This window comes from Tahibacter sp. (genome assembly GCF_032229445.1).
Classification (GTDB): Bacteria; Pseudomonadota; Gammaproteobacteria; order Xanthomonadales; family Rhodanobacteraceae; genus Tahibacter.
In genome coordinates this window covers 46,923-68,516 of the sequence record NZ_JAVTWC010000056.1, presented here as the reverse complement: position 1 = coordinate 68,516, position 21,594 = coordinate 46,923, and the positions used below count along the sequence as shown (strand labels likewise).

The following is a 21,594-nucleotide window of genomic DNA, read 5'->3' as shown; positions in this document are numbered from 1 at the left end:
TCTGAGCGATCACTCTTCACCCGGCCCGTTGGGCGTTCAGAGTGATCAGAGCCAGTGGCTCTGAGCGATCACTCTTCACCCCCCTTGACTCAAGGGGGCTCCGGAATCAAAAGCAAAAATCGACGTATTCAAAGGTTCCTTGGACGCGTCCGGTTTGATTTACGCCCGCGCGGGGTTGGGGCAGACTCGGCGCCGATGAGCTATCTGATCGCAATCGTGGCCCTGCTGCTGGCGGGGCTGATACTTCTATTGCTGCGCGAGCGGCGCTGGCGCCGGCGCGAGCAGGCCATCCGGGCCCTGTTGGACGAGGCCGATGCCCTGGAGGCTGGCCTGATCACCAGCCGCGAACGCATGCAGGCCCTGCGCAGCATGCTGGTCGACTTCCCCGAGGAAATGACCGTCGACGCTGACGAGGCGCTTGCCGCCGACCACAAGGTGCAAGCCGCACTCCGCGACCTGCTGCAGCATCGGCTATGGATCAAGCAGCACGCGGAAGGTGCCGATCAGCCCGCGCTGGATACGGCGGTCGGCGCGCTGCGCCAGTCGCGCCGTTCCGTGGACGGGCAGCTGCAGCGGCTGGACGAAATCACGCAGGCGCTGCGTGAGGCGCGCGCACGGTGAGCACGGCGGACATCACGAGTCGCATCGACCTCGTACTCGGCTCGACCTCGCGCTACCGGGCCGAACTCCTGCGTCGCCTCACGCCGCATTTCCGCCAGGCCGCGCCGGACGTCGACGAGAGCCGCCAACCCGGCGAAGCGCCGTCCGTTTTGGCCGCCCGCCTCGCCCGCGCAAAGGCCGAAGCAGTCGCGGAACGCTACCCGGGCGCGATCGTGATCGGATCGGACCAGGTCGCCTCGCTCGACGACGAGATACTTGGCAAACCGGGCAGTGCCGAACGCGCTCGTGCCCAGCTGGCCGCGTGCAGCGGACGACACGTACGGTTTCATACCGCGCTGTGCGTACTCGACGCGAGGATCGAACCCACGCGGGTGCATACCGAAATCGATCTTACCGAAGTGCAGTTCCGCGAACTCGGCGCAGCCGATATCGCGCGCTACGTGAAGCGCGAGCAGCCGCTGGACTGCGCCGGCAGCTTCAAGTCCGAAGGTCTGGGCATTGCCTTGTTCGAACGCATCGCGAGCAATGATCCCAGCGCGCTGATCGGCCTGCCGATGATCGCGCTGTGCCGGCTGCTGCGACGTGCGGGCATCGATGTGCTGGCGCTGGACGAGGCGAGCTGACAAGGGAACAGGTGCCCGTTCACGGCCCGTGGCTCGGCGCACCGGCTTCGCCGTCACAGTCGGGTGGCTCGTCGATGCGCGGCACGCGCCCCTCGTACCAGGCGAAGACCTTGCGCCCGTCGAAAAGACGCGCTTCGTGCACCTGTCGCAACGCCGCGACACGTCGGCACAGTGATTGCTGCCAAGCCAGACGTTCGCGTTCGCTGCCGGTCGTCCGCTCTACCACGAGCAACATGCGGCGGCCCGCCTCGCGTTCGCGCAGGCCGCGCTCGTCGCGTCGCCACAACGCGAGCTGTGGCGCACGACCGTGCTTGACGTTGCGCGGGTGATCCAGCGAATACGGCGGCAATTGGCCGTCGAACTGGAAATCGAGCTCGGCGCCCAGCAGAAAATTGTCCGCCACCAGTAGCGGTGGGTCGGTACCGTGCGACTGCAAGATCACGCGTGTCTGCGCCGCGACTTCGTTCCAGCCGACGAAGTTGTACGGAAACATCTTGTAGCCGGCGAGTCGCTGCGCCCCTGCCGGATGCGCTGCGGCCAGCAAATAGAGCAATGCGCACAACGTGCCGAGCCCGGCCAGCGCATAGGCGCCCAGTAGCCCGGCGCGCGAACCGCGCCCCGCCGCGACCAATCCACCCAGCGCGAGCAGCGCGGCGAGGTAGGCCGGCAAGGGCCAGTGCACGCGGAAGCGCAGATCATCGCCGAACAGCCCGAACAGGAAATAGCCAAGCACGACGCTGAGCCCGGCCCAGGCCAGCACCGCCGCCACGGCCGACGAGGACCGCGCGCGCCAGCTGCGCCACAGCGCCCAGAGCAGCAACCCGTACAGCAGCGGCGTCACGACGAGCGCCTGTTCCAGCGGCTGGCCCAAACCATCGGCATGGAACTGCCACGGATGGCGGTCGATCACCTGGAAGCTCAGCCCCGTCCAGTTATGCGCGTGGTTGAACAGCAGCAGCGGTAACAATCCGAGCGTGCCGACGCCCAGCGCGAACCACAGTCCGGGCCGGCTCCACAGGCGCCGGCCGTAGGGACTGAACAGTAACAAGGCCAGTCCACCCGGCATCAGCAAGGCCGCGCGATAGTGCGCCAACCAGGCCAGGGCGAGACCTGCACCCAGCAGCGCCCAGCCGCGTGCGTCGTCCTGCACGACACGCAGCAATCCGCACAACATGAGCAGCGCGGCGAATGTCAGCGGCACGTCGGGCAGCGCCATCACGCCGAGAGTTCCGCCCAGCGGCAGTAACAGCCAGCCTGTCGCGACCCAGCACGCCACGCGTACACCGAATTCCCGCCGCGCGCAGGACCACAGCAGCAGCGGTATCGCCGCCCCAAGCAGCAGGAACAGGCTGCGCATGCCCAACGGCGAATGACCGAAGAGGGTTTCGCCGAACCGTATCAGCAGCGCCGTCGCCGCGGGCACGTCGGTATACGACCAGGCCAGCGCGCGGCTCTCCTGCCAGTAGAACGCCTCGTCGCCGAATGGCGCGAGCGTCGCGGCGATGTAGACCTTGATGATCTGCAGCGCGAACCACATCACGACGAACACGGTCACGGCTCGTCGCATTGATGCCGTCCCGCTGGCTACACTCACTTCACGATGCACTGCGCATCCTTTGCCGGCCAACTCATGACTGCCATCACCCCCGATACTCCGATCGTTCTGCCGGCCGAACTGCGCACGCGGCTCGATCGCGCGGTCGCACAGGTCAACAGTGTGCTGCTGGGCAAGTCCACGCAGGTGAACCTTGCCTTCGTCAGCCTGCTCGCCGGCGGTCATCTGCTCATCGAAGACCTGCCCGGCGTCGGCAAGACCACACTGGCCCACGCACTTGCCGCAACCCTGGACCTGAGCTTCCAGCGAGTGCAGTTCACCAGCGACCTGCTGCCGTCAGACATCATCGGTGTGAGCATATTCGAGCGCGACAGCAATCGCTTCGAATTTCATGCCGGACCGCTGTTCGCGCAGCTCGTGCTGGCCGACGAAATAAATCGCGCGACGCCCAAGACGCAGAGCGCGTTGCTCGAAGCCATGGCCGAGCAGCAGGTCACCGTCGACGGTCGCAGCCATCCGTTGCCAACGCCGTTCTACGTCGTCGCCACGCAAAACCCGCTCGACCTGGCCGGCACCTACCCCCTGCCCGACTCGCAACTCGACCGCTTCATGCTGCGCATCAGCCTCGATTACCCAAGCCGCGAGGCCGAACGCGAGCTGCTGACCTCGGCCAACCGGCAGGAACTGATCGCCACACTGAGCCCGTGCATGGGCACGGCCGATATCCACGCGTTGCGCCAGCGGGTGGGCGGAATCATCGCGAGTCCGGCTCTGATCGACTACCTGCAGGCGCTGATCGGCGCCACGCGCAACCACGCAGATATCCACGTCGGCCTGTCGCCGCGCGCCGGACTCGCCCTGCTCGCCGCCGCGCGCGCGCAGGCACTTCTCAATGGCCGCGCCTTTGTGCTGCCGGAAGACCTGCAGGCAGTATTCGTGCCGGTGACGGCGCATCGGCTGACCCTGGGCAGCGGCGGCAACCGGGACCGCGTCGCGGTCACGCGCGAGCTCCTGGCCGGCGTGGCCGTGCGTTGAAACCGCCCCGCGCTCCCGGCGATCTCTGGCTACGCCTGCTCGCACGCGCGGAGAAGCGGCTGCCTGCGTTGACGCGGCTGCGCGCACGCGAAGCGCTGCCGATCCGGCTCGACCGGCGCCGCATCTATGTGCTGCCCACCGTGTTCGGCCTGGTCTTCACCACCATGCTGATGATCATGAGTGTCGGCGCGCTGAACTATTTCAACAACCCGGCCTTGCTGCTGACGGCGCTGCTCGGATCCGTCAGCGTGCTCAGCATGCTGATCGCCTTCCGCACACTGGACGGGCTCTGCCTGACCAGCGTGCAGTCCTCGCCCTGCCATGCGGGCGATGTGCTCGCATTGGAGCTGGGGTTCGCGCCCGGTCCGCGCGCGCGCGCGGGCCTGCGGATCGATATCGGCACGGCGGGCCGCATTCTCGCGACGCCAACAAACGAACCGGCGCGAGCTGTCCTGGCACTGCCGACCGAGCGACGCGGCCTCATGATCCTGCCGCGCATCCGCGTCTGGACACGCTGGCCCTACGGCCTCTTCCGCGCGTGGAGCTGGCTCAATCCCGGCATCGAGGTGCTGGTTTATCCGCGTCCGGAAGCCACCGCGGTGCCGCTGCCGCTCGGCAGCCGCGAGGCGCATCGCAGCATCGTGCAGCCGCAGGGCGAGGAATTCGGCGCACTGCGCGAATACCGTGCCAGCGACCCGCGCCGGCTGATCGCCTGGAAGGCCAGCGCCCGCCACGATCGCCTGCTCGTGCGCGAGCCCGAGCAGATGACCGGCCAGGAATCCGTGCTCGACTTCAATGCCCTGCCCTCCCTGGACCTCGAAGCGCGCATCGCGCGGCTGACCCGCTGGGTACTCATGGCCGAGGAACGCCGCACGCGCTATACCCTGCTGCTGCCGGGACAGCGCATCGGCCCCGACCTCGGCAGCGCGCATGCGCACCGCTGCCTGCGCGAACTGGCCCTGCTCTGATGCTGCTGACCCGACGCCAGTTCGACCTGACCGCGCTGACCGTGCTGTGTGCGACGTTGTTGCATGCGCCGCATTTTCCCTTGTGGCTCACGCTGGCGTTGACCGGGCTGATCGGTGCGCGCTGGCTGCAGCGGCGCCTGCGCCCCGGCTGGGGCAAGCCGCCAGCGCTGCTGCGGCTACCGCTGACCCTCGCCCTGCCGGTCGTGGTGTACCTGCAATACGGCAACATTTTCGGTCTTGAGCCCGGCAGCGTGTTTTCCGTCGGCATGCTGGTGCTCAAGCTGACCGAGAGCGAATCGCCGCGCGACGCACGCGCGGTCGTGACTTTCGCGAGTTTCGTGCTGATGGCCGCACTGCTTTTCGAACAGGACCTGCTGACCACCGTGTGCGTCGGCATCGGTGTGGTTCCGCTGTTGCTGAACCTGCACGCGCTCGAAGCCGACGGCAGCGACGCGCCGCAGCCGCTGGCACTGCGCAGTCTCGGCAAGCAAAGCCGGTTCGTGCTGTTCAACCTCCTCGCCGCCGTGCCGCTGGCTGTCCTCGTGTTCCTGTTCCTGCCACGACTCGCCGCTCCGCTGTGGGCAACCCAGACCGCGCCGAAGGGCAAGACCGGCCTCAGCGACTCCATGTCGCCGGGGCGCATGGGCGAGCTGTTTCTCGATGACAGCGCCGCCTTCCGTGTCAGCTTCGATGACGGCGTCGCTCCTCCACCGGCGCAGCGCTATTGGCGCGGCGTCGTGCTGTGGCGCTATGACGGCCGCACCTGGTCGCGCGCCGGTGGGATGGTCCTGCGACCAGACAAGCAGCCACTGCAGGCGCTGACACCGGAGATCGCCTACGAAATCACACTGGAACCCAGCGAGCAGCGCTGGATGTACGCGCTGGATCTGCCGACCACCGATCCCGGCAGCGAGACGCGGGACGAGGACTACACGCTCTCGGCGGCGCATCCATTGAGCAAGCTCACGCAGTATCGGCTGCGTTCTGCGCCGGTATACCGCCTCGATGGACTCGATTCGCAACAGCGTCAGCGCGCCCTGCATCTGCCGGCAAATTTCAATCCGCGCACGGTTGCGCTCGGCCGGCAATGGGCGCAGCAGTACAACGACCCGCAGCGCATCGTGCAGGCGGCGCTGGACCTGATCCGGCAGGAGTTCAGCTATACGCTCTCGCCGCCGCCCCTGGGCCGCCAGGCGATGGACGACTTCCTGTTCGAGACGCGCGCGGGTTATTGCGAATATTTCGCCTCTGCTTTCGCCGTGCTGATGCGCGCGGCCGGTGTGCCGACGCGTGTCGTGCTCGGCTACCAGGGCGGTTACTGGAACACCACCGGGGACTACATGGTCGTGCGCCAGTCCGACGCCCATGCCTGGAACGAGGTCTGGCTCGAAGGACGCGGCTGGGTGCGCGTGGACCCGACCGCGGCGGTGCGACCGGAACGCGTCGAGCTCGGCAGCGGCGCGGCGAACTCCGCGTACGCGTCGTGGTACGGCCGCGAATGGCTGCTCGGCCTGCGCAACCGCTGGGACATCGCCAATCGGTTGTGGACCCAGGCCGTCGTGGGATTCGATGAACTGACCCAGCGCGGCCTGCTGCGCGGCGTCGGCATCGAGAACGCCGATTGGCGACAGCTCGGGATCACGTTCGCGCTGAGCATGGGCCTGCTGGCCGCACTCGGCCTGTGGTGGGCGACGCGACGTGAACGCGGCGAGGGCGATGCGGTCGATCGTGCGTATGCGCGCCTTTGCACGCGCCTCGGGCGGCGCGGCCTCGCCCGGCTCGATACCGAAGGACCCGCTGACTACCTGCGCCGCCTGCTCACGCAGTGGCCACAAGCACGCGATGAACTGGAGCCCTTGTTTGTGCGCTATGTGCAACTACGTTACGGGCAGGCCGCGATCGACGCCGACGCCGCGCGCAAATTCGTCCGTTCGGCACGGCGTATCAATGCGGCCAGATTGCGCACAGTCTGAATGCGACCGCGCAACGACAGTGACCGATGTATCGTCATGCTCGGATCACCCCCTGTCAGGAGATTCTCATGTCCGTCTCCCGCCTGCCTGTCCTCGGCCTGTGCCTTACGGGACTGCTGCTCGTCCTGAGCGGCTGTGCCACGATACCCGCCCCGCTGCAAGGCGACTACGCCGCCTCACAACCGGAAAACCCGCCTGCCGCGGCACAGAAAGTGCGCTGGGGCGGCCAGATCATCCGCGTCGACAACGACGCGCAGCGTTCGTGTTTCGAAGTGCTCGCGCGACCGCTCGACAGTCGCGCGCGACCGCTGCAGCGTGATTCCAGCGAAGGCCGTTTCCTGGCCTGTCGCGCCGGCTTCTACGATCCGGCCGTGTTCGAGGCCGGCCGCAATATCACCGTAGCGGGCACGGTCGATGGCAGCGAGCTGCGCAAGGTCGGCGACTACGAGTATCGCTACCCGCGCGTTGCCGCTGACGTGATCTATCTGTGGAGCGAGCAGTCCTACGCGCGCGATCCCTGGGTCTACGGCTGGGATCCGTTCTGGTATCGCCCGTTCGGGCCGCCGGTGATCATGGTGCGCTCGCATCGTTAGGAAGTTCGCGGGCGTCGGGGGACTGCTGCCTTTGGGATCGGCACCAGATCTCCACAACCCTGGCCAATGCTTCGCATTGGCCGCCCCCTTGACTCAAGGGGGCTCCAAAATAAAGCTCAATCTCCGCGTTCGTGAGGTTTCAGCCGAAGCCGCGCAGCGGCGCGCCGCCGAGCAGATGCAGATGCAACTGGAACACGGTCTGACCGCCGTGGCGGTTGCAGTTGATCACGCAGCGATAGCCGTCGTCGGCGAAACCCTGGCCCTTGGCGTATTTCGCCGCGGCCAGGAACAGCTTGCCGACCAGTTCCGCGTGATCCGGTGTGAGTTCGTTCAAGGTCGCGATCGTTGCCTTCGGCACGAACAGTACGTGCACCGGCGCCTGCGGGCTGATGTCCTTGAAGGCAATGAGATCGTCGTCCTCGTAGACGATGTCGGCAGGGATTTCGCGGCGCATGATCTTGCCGAAGATGGTATCGCTCATGACAGCTCCTTCAGGTCAGGGTCTGGCGGCCGCCGAAGGCGTGAGCCAGCGTGCCGCGATCGATGAATTCCAGTTCGCCGCCGAGCGGCACGCCATGGGCCAGGCGGGTCGCATGCACGCCTGCCTCGCGCGCGATCTGCGAAAGCAGATGCGCCGTCGCCTCGCCTTCCACGGTCGGGTTGGTCGCGACGATGAGTTCATTGATTTCGCCGCTGCGTAGCCTCTCAGTCAGCAAATCAAGACCCAGTTCGCGCGGCCCGAGGCCGTCGAGCGGGCTCAAGCGGCCGAGCAGCACGAAATACAACCCGCGAAACCCGGTCGCCGCTTCGACGGCAGCCTGGTCGATCGGGCCTTCCACGACGCAGAGCACGCTGCGGTCCCGGGATACATTGGCGCAAACAGTACAAATTTCGGTTTCGCTGAAACCGCGACAGCGCCGGCAATTGCCGATGCGTTCAACCGCGGCGGTCAGTCGCTCGGCCAGGCGGCTCGCGCCGGCACGATCGCGCTCGAGAATATGGAATGCCATGCGCTGCGCGCTCTTGGCGCCGACGCCAGGCAGGCAGCGCAAGGCGTCGATGAGCTCGGCCAGCAGGGTCGAACCGGCGCTCATGGTTCAGAATGGCATCGAAAAGCCCGGCGGCAGTTCCATGCCGCCGGCGACACCGGCCATGCGCGACTGGGTCTCGCTGGCGAGCTTGTTCGCCGCGTCGTTGAATGCCGCGGCGACCAGATCCTCGGCCATCTCCGGGTCATCCAGCAACAGCTTGCGGTCGATGTTGACGCGGCGCACTTCGTGGCGACCGTTCATGAGTACGCTGACCAGCCCGCCACCGGCGCTGCCGGTGACTTCGAGCTGGGCGATTTCTTCCTGTGCCTTCTTCAGATTCTCCTGCATGCGCTGCGCTTGCTGCATGAGGTTGCCGAGGGGTCCACGCATGGTTGGCTCCAGAGGAATGTTCGGGTCTTGCGGAAATGGTGCCGGCACGCGGCCCCGCCAAGGCCAGGCTCCGTAATTCAGGCGCCGGGCGTGGTGGTGTCGTTGACGCGGACCGACTGAGGCACGATGCGCGCACCGAATTCGCGCATCGCGGCCTGCACGAACGGATCCTGCTCCATGTCCTGCTCGGCCTGCTGCTGGCGGGCGGTGCGCGTGCGCGCGATCTGCTCGGCCGGCGTCTCCACGCCGGCGCGTGCGCGTTCGAAATTCAGGCGCAACGGACGGCCGGTCGCGGCGGCCAGTTTCTCCTGCAGCTGGCTGGCCATCGCCGGCGAGTGCAGGTTTTCGTGTTCAGGCTTGAGCGCGAGACGCAGTACGTCACCGTCGACCGCGAGCAGCGCCGCGTGCTGCGCAAGCTGGCCGAGCGGGCCGCGCAGGCCGGCGCGTTCGATGAGCTGCGGCCAATCGCGTGGTTCGAGCGCTACGGGCACTGCGACGGAAACCTCCGGCACGACCGGCGGGCCCGACTTCACGGCCGGTGCAACGGCGGAAGCTGGCACTTCCTGCAACGGCGCGGACGCCGTTGCCGACACCGGATCCCCCGCGGACGACGCTGCAAGCACCGGCGCGCGCACGGGCGCCAACGTATCGGCAGCGGGCGCGGATGTTTCGGCGGCATTGGGTGTCGCCACATCGTCGCGCACCGACTGCATGCGCGAGCCGGCCGGCGCACCGACGCTGCCCGCCGCAGTGGCGCGTTGCTGCGGTGGCGGCACGGCGCCGCCGGCCGCGTCACCGGCCGGCGCGAAGGCGAGCAGGCGCAGCAGCGCCATCTCGAAGCCGGCGCGCGGCGTCGGCGCGAGCGCAAGGTCGCGTCGTCCACTGATGCACAATTGGTAATACAGCTGCACTTCGTCGGCTGCCAGTGACTGCGCGAAGCGGGCGACATCCTGCGTGTCCGCGACGTTTTCGCCGACGTGGTCGGGCACGAGCTGACGCAGCTGTATTCGATGCAGCAACCCGGCCAGATCGTCGAGAACGAGGCCGAAATCCGGCCCGAACTCGGCCAGCTTGGTGACCTCGCCGAACAGCGCATTGCCATCGTTGGCGCAGATCGCGTCGAGCAGGCGCGTGACCTGGGCGCGTTCGATCGTGCCCAGCATGGTGCGCACGTCGGCGACCTGCACGCTGCCGCCGCCATAGGCGATAGCCTGGTCCAGCAGCGACAGTCCGTCACGCAACGAACCATCGGCGCCTTTGGCAAGCAGACCGATCGCGTCGGCGTCGAAGCCGATCTGCTCTGCAGCGAGGATATGCCGCATCTGCCCCGCGATCTGCTCGGGCAGCAGGCGCTTGAGATTGAACTTGAGGCAGCGCGACAGCACGGTCACCGGCAGCTTCTGCGGGTCGGTGGTCGCGAGCAGGAACTTGACGTGGGCGGGCGGTTCTTCCAGCGTCTTGAGCAAGGCGTTGAAGGCGTTCTTCGACAACATGTGGACTTCGTCGATGAGGAAGACCTTCTGCCGCCCGCGCGCCGGCGTGTACTGCGCGCTTTCGATCATCTCGCGGACATCGTCGACACCGGTATGGCTGGCGGCGTCGATCTCGAGCAGATCGACGAACCTGCCTGCGTCGATATCGAGGCAGGCACGGCATTCTCCGCAGGGTTGCGAAGACTGGCCCCGTTCGCAGTTCAGCGACTTGGCGAAGATGCGCGCGATCGTGGTCTTGCCCACGCCGCGGGTGCCGGTGAACAGAAAGGCATGATGCAGGCGCCCGCCGTCCAGCGCATTGGACAAGGCGCGTACCACATGTTCCTGGCCGACCAGCTCGCTGAACCGCTTGGGTCGCCACTTGCGCGCAAGGACTTGATACGACATGCCGTTTCCTTCGGGCCAAGCGCCGATTGTGCCACGCCGGGTAGGCTCGGGGCGCGCGCTGGGCCATCGACATGCCGGCCGACCAAGGTGCACTGGCCCGTTATGGGCTTCGCACCGGGTAGGCGGCTTGCGCAGGTTGTTCTAGGCTTGACGCGCGCGCCGGTCCGGCCGCACGCCCGCCAGGAGAAAACCAGCCTCATGTCGTCAGCCAGCCGCAAGCCCGCTGCGATTCCGCTCAAGGATCCGGGTCCGACACCCGTTGAACGTGTCGCAGTGGAGGACGCGATCGCGGCATGCCGCGAACTTCCGGGCGCATTGCTGCCGCTGCTGCACGCGGTGCAGGACAGGCTCGGCTACGTGCCACCGCAGGCAGTGCCGATGATCGCGCACGGCCTCAACCTCTCTCGCGCCGACGTGCACGGCGTAATCAGTTTCTATCACCATTTCCGCGCCGCGCCGCCGGGCCGCCATGTCGTGCAACTGTGTCGCGCCGAAAGCTGCCAGGCAATGGGTTCGGCCGCGCTGGAAGCTAGCGCGAAACACCATCTGCGCATCGACTACGGCCAGACCAGCGCGAGCGGTGCGGTCACCCTGGAACCCGCGTACTGCCTCGGCAACTGCGCGCTGTCACCGGCCATTCTGCTCGACGGCGAACTCCTCGGCCGGGTCACGCCCGTCCGGCTGACGCAACTGCTGGACGCGCTGGAGGCACAGGCATGAGCGTGACCGTGTTCGTGCCGATCGATTCGGCCGCGTTGTCGGTTGGCGCCGGGGCCGTCGCGACGCGCATCGTCGAGGAGGCCGCGCGCCGCGGCCTGGAGTTGCGCCTGGTGCGTAATGGTTCGCGCGGACTGTTCTGGCTGGAGCCGCTGGTCGAAGTCGCGACACCGGCGGGCCGCCTCGCCTACGGACCGGTCGACGCCGCCGATGTCGAGAGCCTGTTCGACGCGGACTTCCTGCTGGGCGGTGCGCACGCGCTGTCGCTCGGCCTGACGGAGGAGATTCCTTTCCTCAAGCGCCAGGAACGCCTCACCTATCGCCGCATCGGCCTGATCGATCCGCTCGATCTTTCCGACTACGCCGCTCATGACGGCTGGCAAGGACTCCGGCACGCGCTGGCGCTGCCGCCCGCCGCGATCGTGCAGGAAGTGCTGGATTCCGGTCTGCGCGGCCGCGGCGGCGCTGCGTTCCCGGCCGGCATCAAATGGAAGACCTGCGCCGATGTGGTCGCCACGCAGAAGTACATCGTCTGCAATGCCGACGAGGGCGATTCGGGCACCTATGCGGACCGCCTGACCCTGGAAGGCGATCCGTTCTCGCTGATCGAAGGCATGCTCATCGCCGGCCTCGCCGTCGGCGCCAGCGAAGGCTACGTCTACATCCGCAGCGAATACCCGCGCGCCTTCCAGGTATTTTCTCAGGCGATAGCGCAGGCGCACGCTGCCGGCTATCTCGGTGCCGATGTCGCCGGCAGCGGCAAGCCGTTCCGACTGCATGCGCGCCTGGGTGCCGGTGCGTACATCTGCGGCGAGGAGACGTCGCTGCTCGAATCGCTCGAAGGCAAGCGCGGCCAGGTGCGTGTCAAGCCGCCGTTGCCCGCGATCGAAGGCCTGTTCGGCCAGCCCACCGTGATCAACAACGTCGTCACGCTGGCGAGCGTGCCAGTGATCCTGGCGCGCGGTGCGGCGTTCTATCGGGACTTCGGCATGGGCCGCTCGCGCGGCACGATCCCGCTGCAGCTGGCCGGGAACGTGCGCCGCGGCGGCCTCGTCGAAAAGGCGTTCGGACTCAGCCTGCGCGAACTGCTGCAGGACTTCGGCGGCGGCACTGCCACGGGCCGGCCGATCCGCGCGGTGCAGGTCGGCGGACCGCTCGGTGCCTATCTGCCCGAAGCGGACTTCGACACCGCAATCGACTACGAAGCCTTCGCCGCCGCCGGCGCCATGCTCGGACACGGCGGCGTGGTCGTATTCGACGATTCCGTCGACATGGCTGCGCAGGCGCGCTTCGCGATGGAATTCTGTGCCGTCGAATCCTGCGGCAAATGCACACCCTGCCGCATCGGCTCGACCCGTGGCGTGGAAGTGATAGACCGCATCACCGCCGGGATCGAGCGCGAGCGCAACGAAGTGCTGCTGCGCGACCTGTGCGACACGATGGTGAATGGATCACTCTGCGCGCTGGGCGGCATGGCGCCGTTCCCGGTGCTGAGCGCGCTGGACCACTATCCGGAAGATTTCGGCCTGGCCCGGTGAACGCCGGATTGAACCCCTGTCGATCGCCGCGCGCACATCGCGCAGCGGCAGACTGAGCAGAAACCGGCGCTCGCGCGCAGGAGGAATCGCATGCTGTCCATCGTCGAAAACGATCTCGGTACGCCGGCCGCGGCATCGACCGCGACCGTTACCCTGGAGATCGACGGTCAGTCGGTCCGTGTACCCGAGGGCACCTCGGTGCTGCGCGCCGCCGCCCTGATCGGGACCGCGATACCCAAGCTCTGCGCGACCGAGTCGCTCGAAGCCTTCGGCTCCTGCCGCCTGTGCCTCGTCGAGATCGAGGGACGTAAGGGGTATCCGGCCTCGTGCACGACGCCGGTCGCTGCCGGCATGAAGGTGAAGACGCAGAGCGGCAAACTCGGCCAGCTGCGCCGCGGCATCATGGAATTGTATATTTCCGACCATCCGCTCGACTGCCTCACCTGCCCCACCAACGGTCACTGCGAGCTGCAGGACATGGCCGGCGCGGTCGGCCTGCGCGAAGTGCGCTACGGCTACGACGGCGCGAATCACCTGGCCGCGACGAAGGACGAGAGCAATCCCTATTTCACCTTCGATCCGTCCAAGTGCATCGTCTGTTCGCGCTGCGTGCGCGCCTGCGACGAAGTGCAGGGCACGTTCGCGCTGACCATCCAGGGCCGCGGCTTCGATTCGACCGTCTCGGCCAGCCAGAACGAATCGTTCCTCGGTTCCGAATGCGTCAGTTGCGGCGCCTGCGTACAGGCTTGCCCGACCGCCACGCTGACCGAGAAATCGCTGATCGCACTCGGCCAGGCCGAGCACAGCGTCGTCACGACCTGCGCCTATTGCGGCGTGGGCTGTTCCTTCCGCGCCGAGATGAAGGGCGAGGAACTCGTGCGCATGGTCCCGGACCAGAACGGCCAGGCGAACCACGGCCACTCCTGCGTCAAAGGCCGCTTCGCGCTCGGCTATGCCACACACCGCGACCGCATCACCACACCGATGCTGCGCAAGCGCATCGGCGATCCGTGGCAGGCGGTCAGCTGGGAGGTCGCGATCAATCATGTCGCCACCGAGTTCAAACGCCTGCAGGCCCGGTACGGCAAGCACTCGATCGGTGGCATCACCTCATCGCGCTGCACGAACGAGGAAACCTATCTCGTGCAGAAGCTCGTGCGCGCCGGGTTCGGCACCAACAATGTCGACACCTGCGCGCGCGTCTGCCACTCGCCGACCGGCTACGGCCTCAAGCAGACGCTCGGCGAATCCGCCGGCACGCAGAACTTCGACTCGGTCGCACTGGCCGATGTGGTGCTCGTGATCGGCGCGAATCCGACCGACGGCCATCCTGTGTTCGCGTCACGACTCAAGCAACGCCTGCGCGAAGGCGCGAAGCTCATCGTGGTCGATCCGCGCCGCATCGATCTCGTCCGCACGCCGCACATCGAGGCGCAGCATCACCTGAAGCTGCGTCCCGGCACGAACGTGGCCGTGCTCAACGCACTGGCGCATGTGATCGTGACTGAGGGCCTCGTCGACGAGGCCTTCGTCGCGCAGCGCTGCGAAGGCCCGGCCTTCGCCAAGTGGCGTGCATTCGTCTCGCGGGAAAACAACTCGCCCGAAGCGCTGGAAACCGAAACCGGTGTGGCGGCCGCCGACATGCGTGCGGCGGCGCGGCTGTACGCGACCGGCGGCAACGGCGCGATCTACTACGGACTGGGCGTGACCGAGCATTCGCAGGGCTCGACCGCAGTCATGGCCATTGCCAATCTCGCCATGGCCACGGGCAACATCGGCCGCGTCGGCGTCGGTGTGAATCCGCTGCGCGGGCAGAACAACGTGCAGGGATCCTGCGACATGGGCTCGTTCCCGCACGAATTCCCCGGCTACCGACATGTATCCGACGTGGCCGTGCGCGAGAGCTTCGAGGCCGCCTGGGGCGTGCCACTGCACGACGAGCCCGGCCTGCGCATCCCGAACATGTTCGAGGCCGCGCTCGACGGCAGCTTCAAGGGCCTCTATATCGAAGGCGAAGACATCGCGCAGAGCGATCCGAACACGCAGCATGTGACCGCGGCGCTCAGCGCGATGGAGTGCGTCGTCGTGCAGGACCTGTTCCTGACCGAATCGGCCAAGCTTGCCCATGTGTTTCTGCCGGGGTCCTCGTTCCTCGAGAAGGACGGCACCTTCACCAATGCGGAGCGGCGCATCTCGCGCGTACGCAAGGTGATGGCGCCCAAGGCCGGCTATGCCGACTGGGAGATCACCCAGCTCATCGCCCAGGCCATGGGCTATCCGATGCATTACACGCATCCCTCGCAGATCATGGACGAGATCGCCGCGCTGACACCAACCTTCGCCGGGGTGAGCTTTGCGCGCATCGACGAACTCGGCTCGATCCAGTGGCCCTGCAACGATGCGCATCCACTGGGTACGCCGACGATGCACATCGACGAGTTCGTCCGCGGCAAAGGCAAGTTCATGCTGACCGAATACGTGCCTACCGAGGAAAAGGTCAACGCGCGCTTCCCGCTGTTGCTGACCACCGGACGTATCCTGTCGCAGTACAACGTCGGCGCGCAGACGCGCCGCACGCCGAACGTGCTGTGGCACAACGAGGATGTGCTGGAACTGCATCCCTTCGATGCGGACGAACGCGGCATCGCCGACGGCGACTGGGTCGGCGTGGAAAGCCGTGCCGGCGATACTGTGTTGCGCGCGCGGATCTCCGATCGCATGCAGCCCGGGGTGGTCTACACCACGTTCCACTTTCCCGAGTCCGGCGCGAATGTCGTGACGACGGAAAACTCCGACTGGGCGACCAACTGCCCCGAATACAAGGTCACGGCGGTGCAAGCCACGCGCGTGTCGCAGCCATCGGACTGGCAGCGCCGCCATCAGGCCTTCACCGAGAAGCAGCTGGATCTGCTTGGCCCGGCACGTCCGGCAGCGACCTGAGACGACATGGACGTCGATCGCAGCGTGACGCATCCGCCGGCCGGCGCCGTACAGCGCCCGGTCGCGCGCTGGCGCAACGGGCGTGTCGACGAACACATCGACTGCGTGGCGGAAGAAGTACCGGTTGCCGTCGTGTGCAATTCGCGGCATTTCGCCGTGATGATGGCGACGCCGACCGATCTCGACGATTTCGCGCTCGGCTTCGCCCTGAGCGAAGGACTCATCGCCGTACCGGCGGAACTGCTGGCACTTCACGCGCAGACGCAGATCGAAGGCGTGGAACTGCACCTGACCCTACCGCCCGAACGCGCCGCCGCACTGGTCCGGCGCGAGCGCAGCCTCGAAGGGCGCAGCGGCTGTGGCATCTGCGGCAGCCGGCATCTCGAGGACCTCCTGCGCGTACCGCCGCGCGTGACGGCCAGCCCGCGCATCACGGGCGCGGCGCTGGACGCGGCGCTGGCCCAGCTCGCCGATCACCAGTCCCTCGCCGCCGCGACTGGCGCGACCCACGCCGCGGCCTGGGCCGACGACCGCGGCCGGATACATCTGCTGCGCGAGGACGTCGGCCGGCACAATGCCTTGGACAAGCTGATCGGCGCGCTGCATCGCGACGACCGCAGCCTCGATGCGGGCTTCGCGATCGTGACCAGCCGCGCGAGCTATGAAATCGCGATGAAGGCGGCCAGCGCCGGGATCGCCGTGCTCGCCGCGATCTCGGCACCGACCGCGCTCGCGATCTCGCTGGCCGACAGCGCCGGACTGACCCTGATCGGCTTCGCGCGCCCCGGCGGCTGCGCGGTCTACACCCACGCCGACCGTTACGCCGGGCAGCCCGCCGAACTGCGCGAGGCACCGTATCCCGCACCGCCTGCCAGACAACCCGGAGACGACGCCTGAACATCGACCGCCTGGTCAGCATGGCCAATGACATCGCCCGCTACTTCGCCTCCGAACCCGACCGCGAAGAAGCCGTCACCGGCATCGCCACACACCTCAAGCGCTTCTGGGAACCCCGCATGCGCGAAGCCATCATCGCCCACTGCCGCGATGCAGAAGGTGCGGGCCTGCACGAACTCGCCCGCGATGCGGTGGCGCGGCTGGCCAACGGCTGAGTTACAAGACCGATCGAGAAAGCCACCAGCAACAGGCCGCGTGGCACAACAACTGCGGAAAGGCGATTCTTTCGGCTGAACCCCGTCGTATCGGGGCAGTGGCCGTAGATGCTGTGTCTGACAATGATCGGCGTATCGGGCGCGGACCATCAAAGCTTGTCTGGCACGCGAGGCGCGTTGCCAACACACCATCCCGACCGAACCCTTCGGCCCGTTGGGCGTTCGGGACGATGAGAACCTCCGGTTCCAAGCCATCGTCCTTCACCCCCTTGAAGGGGTCTCAAAGGCGCTCCGACATCGCTTCTGGAGCCCCCTTAAGTTAAGGGGGTGAAGAGTGATCGCTCAGAACCGCAGGTTCTGATCACTCTGAACGCCCAACGGGCCGGATCGGCCAACGCGTAGCGTTGGCCAGGGTTGTGGAGATCTGGTGTTGATCAAAAACCGGCGGCGCGAAGTTCGCCACGCTGACGAAGCAGAGCGGCAACTCCGCCAGCCACATCCCGGCACCCGAATCACTCACTACCGTTGCTCCCTTCCGGGCCTGGCGGAGTTTGCAAGCTATCGTCGCGAGAGGACCGACGGAGTCGCCATAAAGCGTGCACTGAAACGGCGGCGTACCGTTCAGGCTGTTGCGGGAAAACTGGCGGAGAGAGAGGGATTCGAACCCTCGATACGGGGATAAGCCGTATACACACTTTCCAGGCGTGCTCCTTCAACCACTCGGACACCTCTCCAACCCGCTTCCGCAACCCCATCCCTGGAGCCCGCAAGCGGGGCGCGGAGGATACCCGGAAGGTGGATCACAGACAAGGTCAGGGCTGGACCGGGCTTCCATCCGGGTGCAGCCAACCGGACGCGCCGTCGCGGTAGAACTCGTTCTTCCAGATCGGCACCCGCTGCTTGATCTCGTCGATGACGAAGCGGCATGCGGCGAAAGCAGCGTCGCGATGCGCGGCACTGACCCCGACCCACACCGCGAGATCGCCGATCGCCAGGTCGCCGGTGCGGTGCACGCAGATCGCGCGGTCGATCGCGAAGCGCGCGGCGGCTTCGGCAAGGATGCGCTCGCCCTCGGCCAGCGCCAGCGGCGCGTAGGCCTGGTAGGCCAGGCGCTGCACCGGCTTGCCCTCGTTGTGGTCCCTGACCCAGCCTTCGAACGTGACGCAGGCGCCGGCGCTCGCGCTGGCGAGTCCGCGCGCGAGCACGGCGCTGTCGAATGCGCTGTCGGCGAGACGAAATGCGTTCATCCGCCCGACACCGGCGGCAGGAACACGACCTCGTCGCCGTCGCGCAGCGCGCTGTCCCAATCGGCGAATTCGCCGTTCACCGCAACGCGCAGCCGTTCGGCTGCCAGCGTCAGTCCGTGTTGCAGGGATATCTCGGCATACAGCGCGCGCGGATCCCGCGCGATGGATGCGACGACTTCGCTGTCACGGCCGGTGCGGTCGCGCAGCGACGCGAAATACAGCAGGCGATACGTGAGCGGCTCACTCATTCCGGCGCACGTCCAGCAACGACGTCGCGCTTGCCACCGGACTTTTCCAGCAGCGCGATATCGCCGATGACGATCTCGTGGCTCAGTGCCTTGCACATGTCGTAGATCGTCAGCGCCGCGACACTCGCGCCGGTCAGCGCTTCCATCTCGACGCCCGTCTTGTGCGTGATGCCGACTTCGCAGCGGATCCGCAGTTCGGTCGGCGAGACGAACGCGATGTCGAAGTCGCAGCGTTCGATCGCGAGCGGATGACAGAACGGAATCAGCTCGTGCGTGCGCTTTGCCGCTAGCGTGCCCGCAACGATGGCGGTATCGACAATCGCGCCTTTCTTGCCACGCAAGCCCGTGCGCTGCAGCTCGGCGGCGACATCGGGCGGAAAGCGCACGCACGCCTGCGCGACCGCGCGGCGGAATGTCGCTGCCTTCTCCGCAACGTCGACCATGCGCGGATGACCGCTCGCATCGACGTGGCTCAACCGGGTTGATTCAATGGCCAGGACGCTATCCTCCAATCGCAAACATTTCGACACGCGACTCGTTGCCGCGCGCGCGAAGCTCGGCCCGGCGTTCACTGTAGCGGTCGTCACGCTGCTGCCAGTGCGCCGCAATCGTCGCGGCGATCGTCGCATCGTCAGCACCGCCGCGCAGCAAGGCGCGCAGATCGAAGCCTTCGCTGGCGAACAGGCAGGTATACAGCTTGCCGTCGGCGGACAGCCGCGCCCGCGTGCAGTCGCCGCAGAACGGCGTGCTGACCGAGCTGATGAAGCCGATTTCGCCGCCGCCGTCGACAAAGCTCCAGCGCTCCGCGACATCGTGGCTGTTCGCTCGTCCGAGCGCCTGCAGCGGCCAGCGCGCACCGATGCGCGCACGCAGTTCCGCACTCGGCACGACGCGACCGCGCTGCCAGCCGTTGAGCGTCCCGACGTCCATGTATTCGATGAAACGCAACACGTGCGGCGTACCGCGAAAATGCGCCACCAGATCGAGTACACCCGCCTCGTTGATGTCGCGCATCACGACGGTGTTGAGCTTGAGTGCGCCGAAGCCCTCGGCCTCGGCTGCCGCGATTGCCGCGAATGCTTCGCCGATCTCGCCGCGGTTGCCGGAAAGCTGGCGGTAGACGACAGGATCGAGACTGTCCAGGCTCAGGGTGATGCGATCGAGCCCGGCTTCGCGCAGCTCGCGCGCCTGACGCGGCAGCAGCATGCCGTTCGTGGTCAGTGCGATGTCGGCAATGCCGGGAATGCGCTTGAGCCAGCGCACCAGCAGCGGCAGCTCGCGGCGCAGCAGGGGTTCGCCACCGGTGAGGCGGATCTTGCGCACACCAAGGCCGGCGAACACGCAGGCCAACCGTTCGATTTCCTCGAAAGACAGCCGTGCGTTCCTGTCGAGAAACTGATGGTGGTCGGGATACTGGTCTTCGGGCAGGCAGTACGGGCAGCGGAAGTTGCAACGATCGACGACCGAGATGCGCAAGTCCGTCAGCGCGCGCTGCCAGCGGTCCACCGGTGGCGCTTCGATCAGGGCAAGCGGGATGCGCGAGTCCACTATACCGCCCGCAGATTCGGTTCGGCCGCGCGAGGCGGCTGCGCCGCGCTCAGCGCAAGACGCTCCCCGGCTCGGGCGATGTGATAGCCGCGCGCGGCCAGCGCCGCGCCGTCGGCAACGCTGCCGTAGTGGTACAGCACAAGGCGCGTGCGCAGCTCGGCCGGATATTCGCGTTCGATGTCGTCGATGCCCGTGTGCGACGGGTTGCCGATCAGGCCGCAATCGTGCGCGACCCATTCACCTGCCGCGGCGTAGCGGCTCAGCATTTCCGGAATCGGACGTGTATCGCCGGTCCAGACGAAGCTGCCGCGCAGCGCCAACGCGAACGCCGTGTCGGGCGCGTGGTGGCGCACCGGAAACGCATCGAACCACAGGTCCTGCAGCCAGAATCCACGCGACAACGGCACGAGCTGGAACGCGTCCCAGAAATTCGCGCCGCCCTCAGCCAGCACGTTGGGGTAGTCGGCGATGCGCGCCTGCAGCAGCGGTATCAGCGCCGCGTGGGCGAATACGCGCACGCGACCGCGCAGATTCGCATCGAAATAGATCTTCGTGAACAGGCGCTCGAATCCGCCGACGTGATCAAGGTGCGTATGGGTGACATAGATCGCCTGCGGCACGCGCGCATAACGTTCGAGATAACGCGTCAGCGTTTCCGGTCCGCAGTCGATCAGCAGCACCGGTTCGCCGTCGCGCTCGAGCACCGCACCGGACGATCCCAGCTCGACCGCCTGGGACGAACCGACGCCGAGAAACTGCAGTGCGAGGGTCATGGTTGTCGTTCCGTCGCGATGGCCACGCCATTGTCCAGCAGGCTACGTGCGGCCGTATAGGCGTCCTGCAAGGGCTGCCACAGCGTGCGGTCGAAGTGCGCTTCGCCCTCACCCGCCGCGCCGACCTTGAGCAGCGACCGGCGCAGGCGCTCAAGGTTCTGCTGCGGCCAGTCCTGTCTCGAAGGGCGCAGCTCGCCGCGATCGAAATCGATAAGGTGCACGGTACCGGCAGCTTCGAGCACGTTATGCGCGTTGAGGTCGGCATGCCATACCCCCGCGGCGTGAAACGCCGCCACGGTAGTGCCAACCTGGCGCATCCGCGCGGCGTCGAGCCGCTGATCACGCACGAGCTCGGCCAAGGTCCGTGCCTCGGGAATCAGACGTGTGAGCAGGTCTGCACGGTAGAACGGGCCGCTGCGGCGGTAGCGTGCCGCGAGCGGCCGCGGCGCAGGCAGGCGCAAGGCTTGCAGATGCCGCAACAGGCGGAATTCGGCGAAAGGTCGCGAGCGCTCCGCGCCGTTCCAGAAATAGCGGTCCCCGAGTAACCGCGCTACGGCGCCGCCGCGGCGGTAGTGGCGCAGAACCGCCGCACCGGCCGGCGTCTGCACCTGCCACGCGGCACCCCGGCCGCCGGCGACGGCGCCGGACTGCCAGTGCGTCGGGTCGAACCAATCGTCGTCGACTTGTGCGGCGATCGACGCGTCGCACAGAATCGCGCCCGCGTCGGTAGTCTTCAGGGTCGCTTCGTTCATCGCGTGCGCCGCAGCCGCTGCTGCGTTCGTCTCATCATCATCTCTTCGGC

22 protein-coding genes, 1 tRNA gene and 1 other RNA gene are annotated in these 21,594 nt (G+C 67.0%); 11 read left to right on the top strand and 13 right to left on the bottom strand.

Annotated features, from left to right (window positions below):
• Positions 1-195: 195 nt before the first annotated feature.
• Both RUU78_RS11165 and RUU78_RS11160 read left to right on the top strand, forming a co-directional pair.
• Positions 196-621: a hypothetical protein gene (locus RUU78_RS11165; protein WP_313916566.1), complete on the top strand. Its 426-nt coding sequence runs from the start codon at positions 196-198 to the stop codon at positions 619-621.
• Positions 618-1,244 carry a Maf family nucleotide pyrophosphatase gene (locus RUU78_RS11160; protein ID WP_313916565.1) on the top strand — a complete coding sequence of 209 codons (627 nt, stop codon included), beginning with the start codon at positions 618-620 and terminating at the stop codon, positions 1,242-1,244. Before RUU78_RS11165 ends, RUU78_RS11160 begins: the two co-directional genes overlap by 4 nt.
• A gap of 19 nt (positions 1,245-1,263) precedes the next feature.
• Here the strand turns inward: RUU78_RS11160 and RUU78_RS11155 are convergent, their stop codons facing one another.
• Positions 1,264-2,811 carry a glycosyltransferase family 39 protein gene (locus RUU78_RS11155; protein WP_313916563.1) on the bottom strand — a complete coding sequence of 516 codons (1,548 nt, stop codon included), beginning with the start codon at positions 2,809-2,811 and terminating at the stop codon, positions 1,264-1,266.
• 63 nt (positions 2,812-2,874) lie between these two features.
• Here RUU78_RS11155 and RUU78_RS11150 point away from each other — a divergent pair, with 63 nt between their 5' ends.
• From RUU78_RS11150 to RUU78_RS11135, 4 genes are all read left to right on the top strand, one after another.
• On the top strand, positions 2,875-3,834 hold the full coding sequence (locus RUU78_RS11150) for an AAA family ATPase (RefSeq protein ID WP_313916561.1): 960 nt from the start codon (positions 2,875-2,877) through the stop codon (positions 3,832-3,834).
• Complete coding sequence (locus tag RUU78_RS11145; RefSeq protein ID WP_313916559.1) at positions 3,831-4,802, top strand: DUF58 domain-containing protein; 972 nt, start codon at positions 3,831-3,833, stop codon at positions 4,800-4,802. Before RUU78_RS11150 ends, RUU78_RS11145 begins: the two co-directional genes overlap by 4 nt.
• Positions 4,802-6,775, top strand: a complete 1,974-nt coding sequence (locus RUU78_RS11140) for a DUF3488 and transglutaminase-like domain-containing protein (protein ID WP_313916557.1) — start codon at positions 4,802-4,804, stop codon at positions 6,773-6,775. The genes RUU78_RS11145 and RUU78_RS11140 overlap by 1 nt, the downstream gene beginning before the upstream one ends.
• A gap of 68 nt (positions 6,776-6,843) precedes the next feature.
• Positions 6,844-7,368 (top strand): Slp family lipoprotein, encoded by a 525-nt coding sequence (locus RUU78_RS11135; RefSeq protein WP_313916555.1) that lies wholly within the window; start codon positions 6,844-6,846, stop codon positions 7,366-7,368.
• Positions 7,369-7,507: 139 nt separating this feature from the next.
• On the opposite strand, the gene RUU78_RS11130 is transcribed toward RUU78_RS11135, so the two are convergent.
• The 4 genes from RUU78_RS11130 to dnaX form a co-directional block, all read right to left on the bottom strand.
• Complete coding sequence (locus RUU78_RS11130) at positions 7,508-7,849, bottom strand: histidine triad nucleotide-binding protein (RefSeq protein ID WP_313916553.1); 342 nt, start codon at positions 7,847-7,849, stop codon at positions 7,508-7,510.
• Between the two features lie 10 nt (positions 7,850-7,859).
• Entirely contained in the window at positions 7,860-8,462 is a 603-nt protein-coding gene (gene recR / locus RUU78_RS11125; RefSeq protein ID WP_313916551.1) for a recombination mediator RecR, read from the bottom strand.
• A 3-nt stretch (positions 8,463-8,465) separates the two neighbouring features.
• Entirely contained in the window at positions 8,466-8,789 is a 324-nt protein-coding gene (locus RUU78_RS11120) for a YbaB/EbfC family nucleoid-associated protein (RefSeq protein ID WP_313916549.1), read from the bottom strand.
• A 77-nt stretch (positions 8,790-8,866) separates the two neighbouring features.
• Positions 8,867-10,669, bottom strand: a complete 1,803-nt coding sequence (gene dnaX / locus RUU78_RS11115) for a DNA polymerase III subunit gamma/tau (RefSeq protein WP_313916547.1) — start codon at positions 10,667-10,669, stop codon at positions 8,867-8,869.
• A 198-nt stretch (positions 10,670-10,867) separates the two neighbouring features.
• Here dnaX and RUU78_RS11110 point away from each other — a divergent pair, with 198 nt between their 5' ends.
• The 5 genes from RUU78_RS11110 to RUU78_RS11090 all read left to right on the top strand — a co-directional run bounded on the left by RUU78_RS11110 (position 10,868) and on the right by RUU78_RS11090 (position 16,976).
• Positions 10,868-11,389: a formate dehydrogenase subunit gamma gene (locus RUU78_RS11110; protein ID WP_313916545.1), complete on the top strand. Its 522-nt coding sequence runs from the start codon at positions 10,868-10,870 to the stop codon at positions 11,387-11,389.
• Positions 11,386-12,924: an NADH-quinone oxidoreductase subunit NuoF gene (locus tag RUU78_RS11105; protein ID WP_313916543.1), complete on the top strand. Its 1,539-nt coding sequence runs from the start codon at positions 11,386-11,388 to the stop codon at positions 12,922-12,924. The genes RUU78_RS11110 and RUU78_RS11105 overlap by 4 nt, the downstream gene beginning before the upstream one ends.
• A gap of 90 nt (positions 12,925-13,014) precedes the next feature.
• Positions 13,015-15,864: a formate dehydrogenase subunit alpha gene (gene fdhF / locus RUU78_RS11100; RefSeq protein ID WP_313916541.1), complete on the top strand. Its 2,850-nt coding sequence runs from the start codon at positions 13,015-13,017 to the stop codon at positions 15,862-15,864.
• Positions 15,865-15,870: 6 nt separating this feature from the next.
• Complete coding sequence (gene fdhD, locus RUU78_RS11095) at positions 15,871-16,761, top strand: formate dehydrogenase accessory sulfurtransferase FdhD (protein ID WP_313916539.1); 891 nt, start codon at positions 15,871-15,873, stop codon at positions 16,759-16,761.
• 20 nt (positions 16,762-16,781) lie between these two features.
• The gene (locus tag RUU78_RS11090) at positions 16,782-16,976 is read left to right on the top strand and encodes a formate dehydrogenase subunit delta (RefSeq protein ID WP_313916537.1); all 195 of its coding nucleotides are present in this window, start codon (positions 16,782-16,784) and stop codon (positions 16,974-16,976) included.
• 484 nt (positions 16,977-17,460) lie between these two features.
• On the opposite strand, the gene ffs is transcribed toward RUU78_RS11090, so the two are convergent.
• The 8 genes from ffs to RUU78_RS11050 form a co-directional block, all read right to left on the bottom strand.
• An RNA gene (gene ffs, locus RUU78_RS11085) (signal recognition particle sRNA small type) lies at positions 17,461-17,557 on the bottom strand.
• Between the two features lie 60 nt (positions 17,558-17,617).
• A tRNA-Ser gene (locus RUU78_RS11080) sits at positions 17,618-17,710 on the bottom strand.
• A gap of 78 nt (positions 17,711-17,788) precedes the next feature.
• Positions 17,789-18,223 (bottom strand): molybdenum cofactor biosynthesis protein MoaE, encoded by a 435-nt coding sequence (locus tag RUU78_RS11075; RefSeq protein ID WP_313916535.1) that lies wholly within the window; start codon positions 18,221-18,223, stop codon positions 17,789-17,791.
• The gene (locus RUU78_RS11070) at positions 18,220-18,471 is read right to left on the bottom strand and encodes a MoaD/ThiS family protein (RefSeq protein ID WP_313916533.1); all 252 of its coding nucleotides are present in this window, start codon (positions 18,469-18,471) and stop codon (positions 18,220-18,222) included. Before RUU78_RS11070 ends, RUU78_RS11075 begins: the two co-directional genes overlap by 4 nt.
• Positions 18,468-18,968 (bottom strand): cyclic pyranopterin monophosphate synthase MoaC, encoded by a 501-nt coding sequence (moaC, locus tag RUU78_RS11065; protein ID WP_313916570.1) that lies wholly within the window; start codon positions 18,966-18,968, stop codon positions 18,468-18,470. The genes RUU78_RS11070 and moaC overlap by 4 nt, the downstream gene beginning before the upstream one ends.
• A gap of 4 nt (positions 18,969-18,972) precedes the next feature.
• Positions 18,973-20,019 carry a GTP 3',8-cyclase MoaA gene (gene moaA / locus RUU78_RS11060; RefSeq protein ID WP_313916531.1) on the bottom strand — a complete coding sequence of 349 codons (1,047 nt, stop codon included), beginning with the start codon at positions 20,017-20,019 and terminating at the stop codon, positions 18,973-18,975.
• On the bottom strand, positions 20,019-20,792 hold the full coding sequence (locus tag RUU78_RS11055) for an MBL fold metallo-hydrolase (RefSeq protein WP_313916529.1): 774 nt from the start codon (positions 20,790-20,792) through the stop codon (positions 20,019-20,021). The genes moaA and RUU78_RS11055 overlap by 1 nt, the downstream gene beginning before the upstream one ends.
• Positions 20,789-21,544, bottom strand: a complete 756-nt coding sequence (locus RUU78_RS11050) for a 3-deoxy-D-manno-octulosonic acid kinase (RefSeq protein ID WP_313916526.1) — start codon at positions 21,542-21,544, stop codon at positions 20,789-20,791. The genes RUU78_RS11055 and RUU78_RS11050 overlap by 4 nt, the downstream gene beginning before the upstream one ends.
• Positions 21,545-21,594 lie beyond the last annotated feature (50 nt).

Excerpts from the sequence above, each read along its gene's own strand:
- recR (WP_313916551.1), bottom strand. The coding sequence starts at position 8,462 with ATGAGCGCCGGTTCGACCCTGCTGGCCGAGCTCATCGACGCCTTGCGC.
- RUU78_RS11090 (WP_313916537.1), top strand. The coding sequence starts at position 16,782 with ATGGCCAATGACATCGCCCGCTACTTCGCCTCCGAACCCGACCGCGAA.
- RUU78_RS11050 (WP_313916526.1), bottom strand. The coding sequence starts at position 21,544 with ATGAACGAAGCGACCCTGAAGACTACCGACGCGGGCGCGATTCTGTGC.
- RUU78_RS11120 (WP_313916549.1), bottom strand. The coding sequence starts at position 8,789 with ATGCGTGGACCCCTCGGCAACCTCATGCAGCAAGCGCAGCGCATGCAG.
- RUU78_RS11150 (WP_313916561.1), top strand. The coding sequence starts at position 2,875 with ATGACTGCCATCACCCCCGATACTCCGATCGTTCTGCCGGCCGAACTG.
- fdhD (WP_313916539.1), top strand. The coding sequence starts at position 15,871 with ATGGACGTCGATCGCAGCGTGACGCATCCGCCGGCCGGCGCCGTACAG.
- dnaX (WP_313916547.1), bottom strand. The coding sequence starts at position 10,669 with ATGTCGTATCAAGTCCTTGCGCGCAAGTGGCGACCCAAGCGGTTCAGC.
- fdhF (WP_313916541.1), top strand. The coding sequence starts at position 13,015 with ATGCTGTCCATCGTCGAAAACGATCTCGGTACGCCGGCCGCGGCATCG.
- RUU78_RS11110 (WP_313916545.1), top strand. The coding sequence starts at position 10,868 with ATGTCGTCAGCCAGCCGCAAGCCCGCTGCGATTCCGCTCAAGGATCCG.
- RUU78_RS11135 (WP_313916555.1), top strand. The coding sequence starts at position 6,844 with ATGTCCGTCTCCCGCCTGCCTGTCCTCGGCCTGTGCCTTACGGGACTG.
- RUU78_RS11165 (WP_313916566.1), top strand. The coding sequence starts at position 196 with ATGAGCTATCTGATCGCAATCGTGGCCCTGCTGCTGGCGGGGCTGATA.
- RUU78_RS11140 (WP_313916557.1), top strand. The coding sequence starts at position 4,802 with ATGCTGCTGACCCGACGCCAGTTCGACCTGACCGCGCTGACCGTGCTG.
- RUU78_RS11155 (WP_313916563.1), bottom strand. The coding sequence starts at position 2,811 with ATGCGACGAGCCGTGACCGTGTTCGTCGTGATGTGGTTCGCGCTGCAG.
- RUU78_RS11130 (WP_313916553.1), bottom strand. The coding sequence starts at position 7,849 with ATGAGCGATACCATCTTCGGCAAGATCATGCGCCGCGAAATCCCTGCC.
- RUU78_RS11070 (WP_313916533.1), bottom strand. The coding sequence starts at position 18,471 with ATGAGTGAGCCGCTCACGTATCGCCTGCTGTATTTCGCGTCGCTGCGC.
- RUU78_RS11075 (WP_313916535.1), bottom strand. The coding sequence starts at position 18,223 with ATGAACGCATTTCGTCTCGCCGACAGCGCATTCGACAGCGCCGTGCTC.
- RUU78_RS11105 (WP_313916543.1), top strand. The coding sequence starts at position 11,386 with ATGAGCGTGACCGTGTTCGTGCCGATCGATTCGGCCGCGTTGTCGGTT.
- RUU78_RS11055 (WP_313916529.1), bottom strand. The coding sequence starts at position 20,792 with ATGACCCTCGCACTGCAGTTTCTCGGCGTCGGTTCGTCCCAGGCGGTC.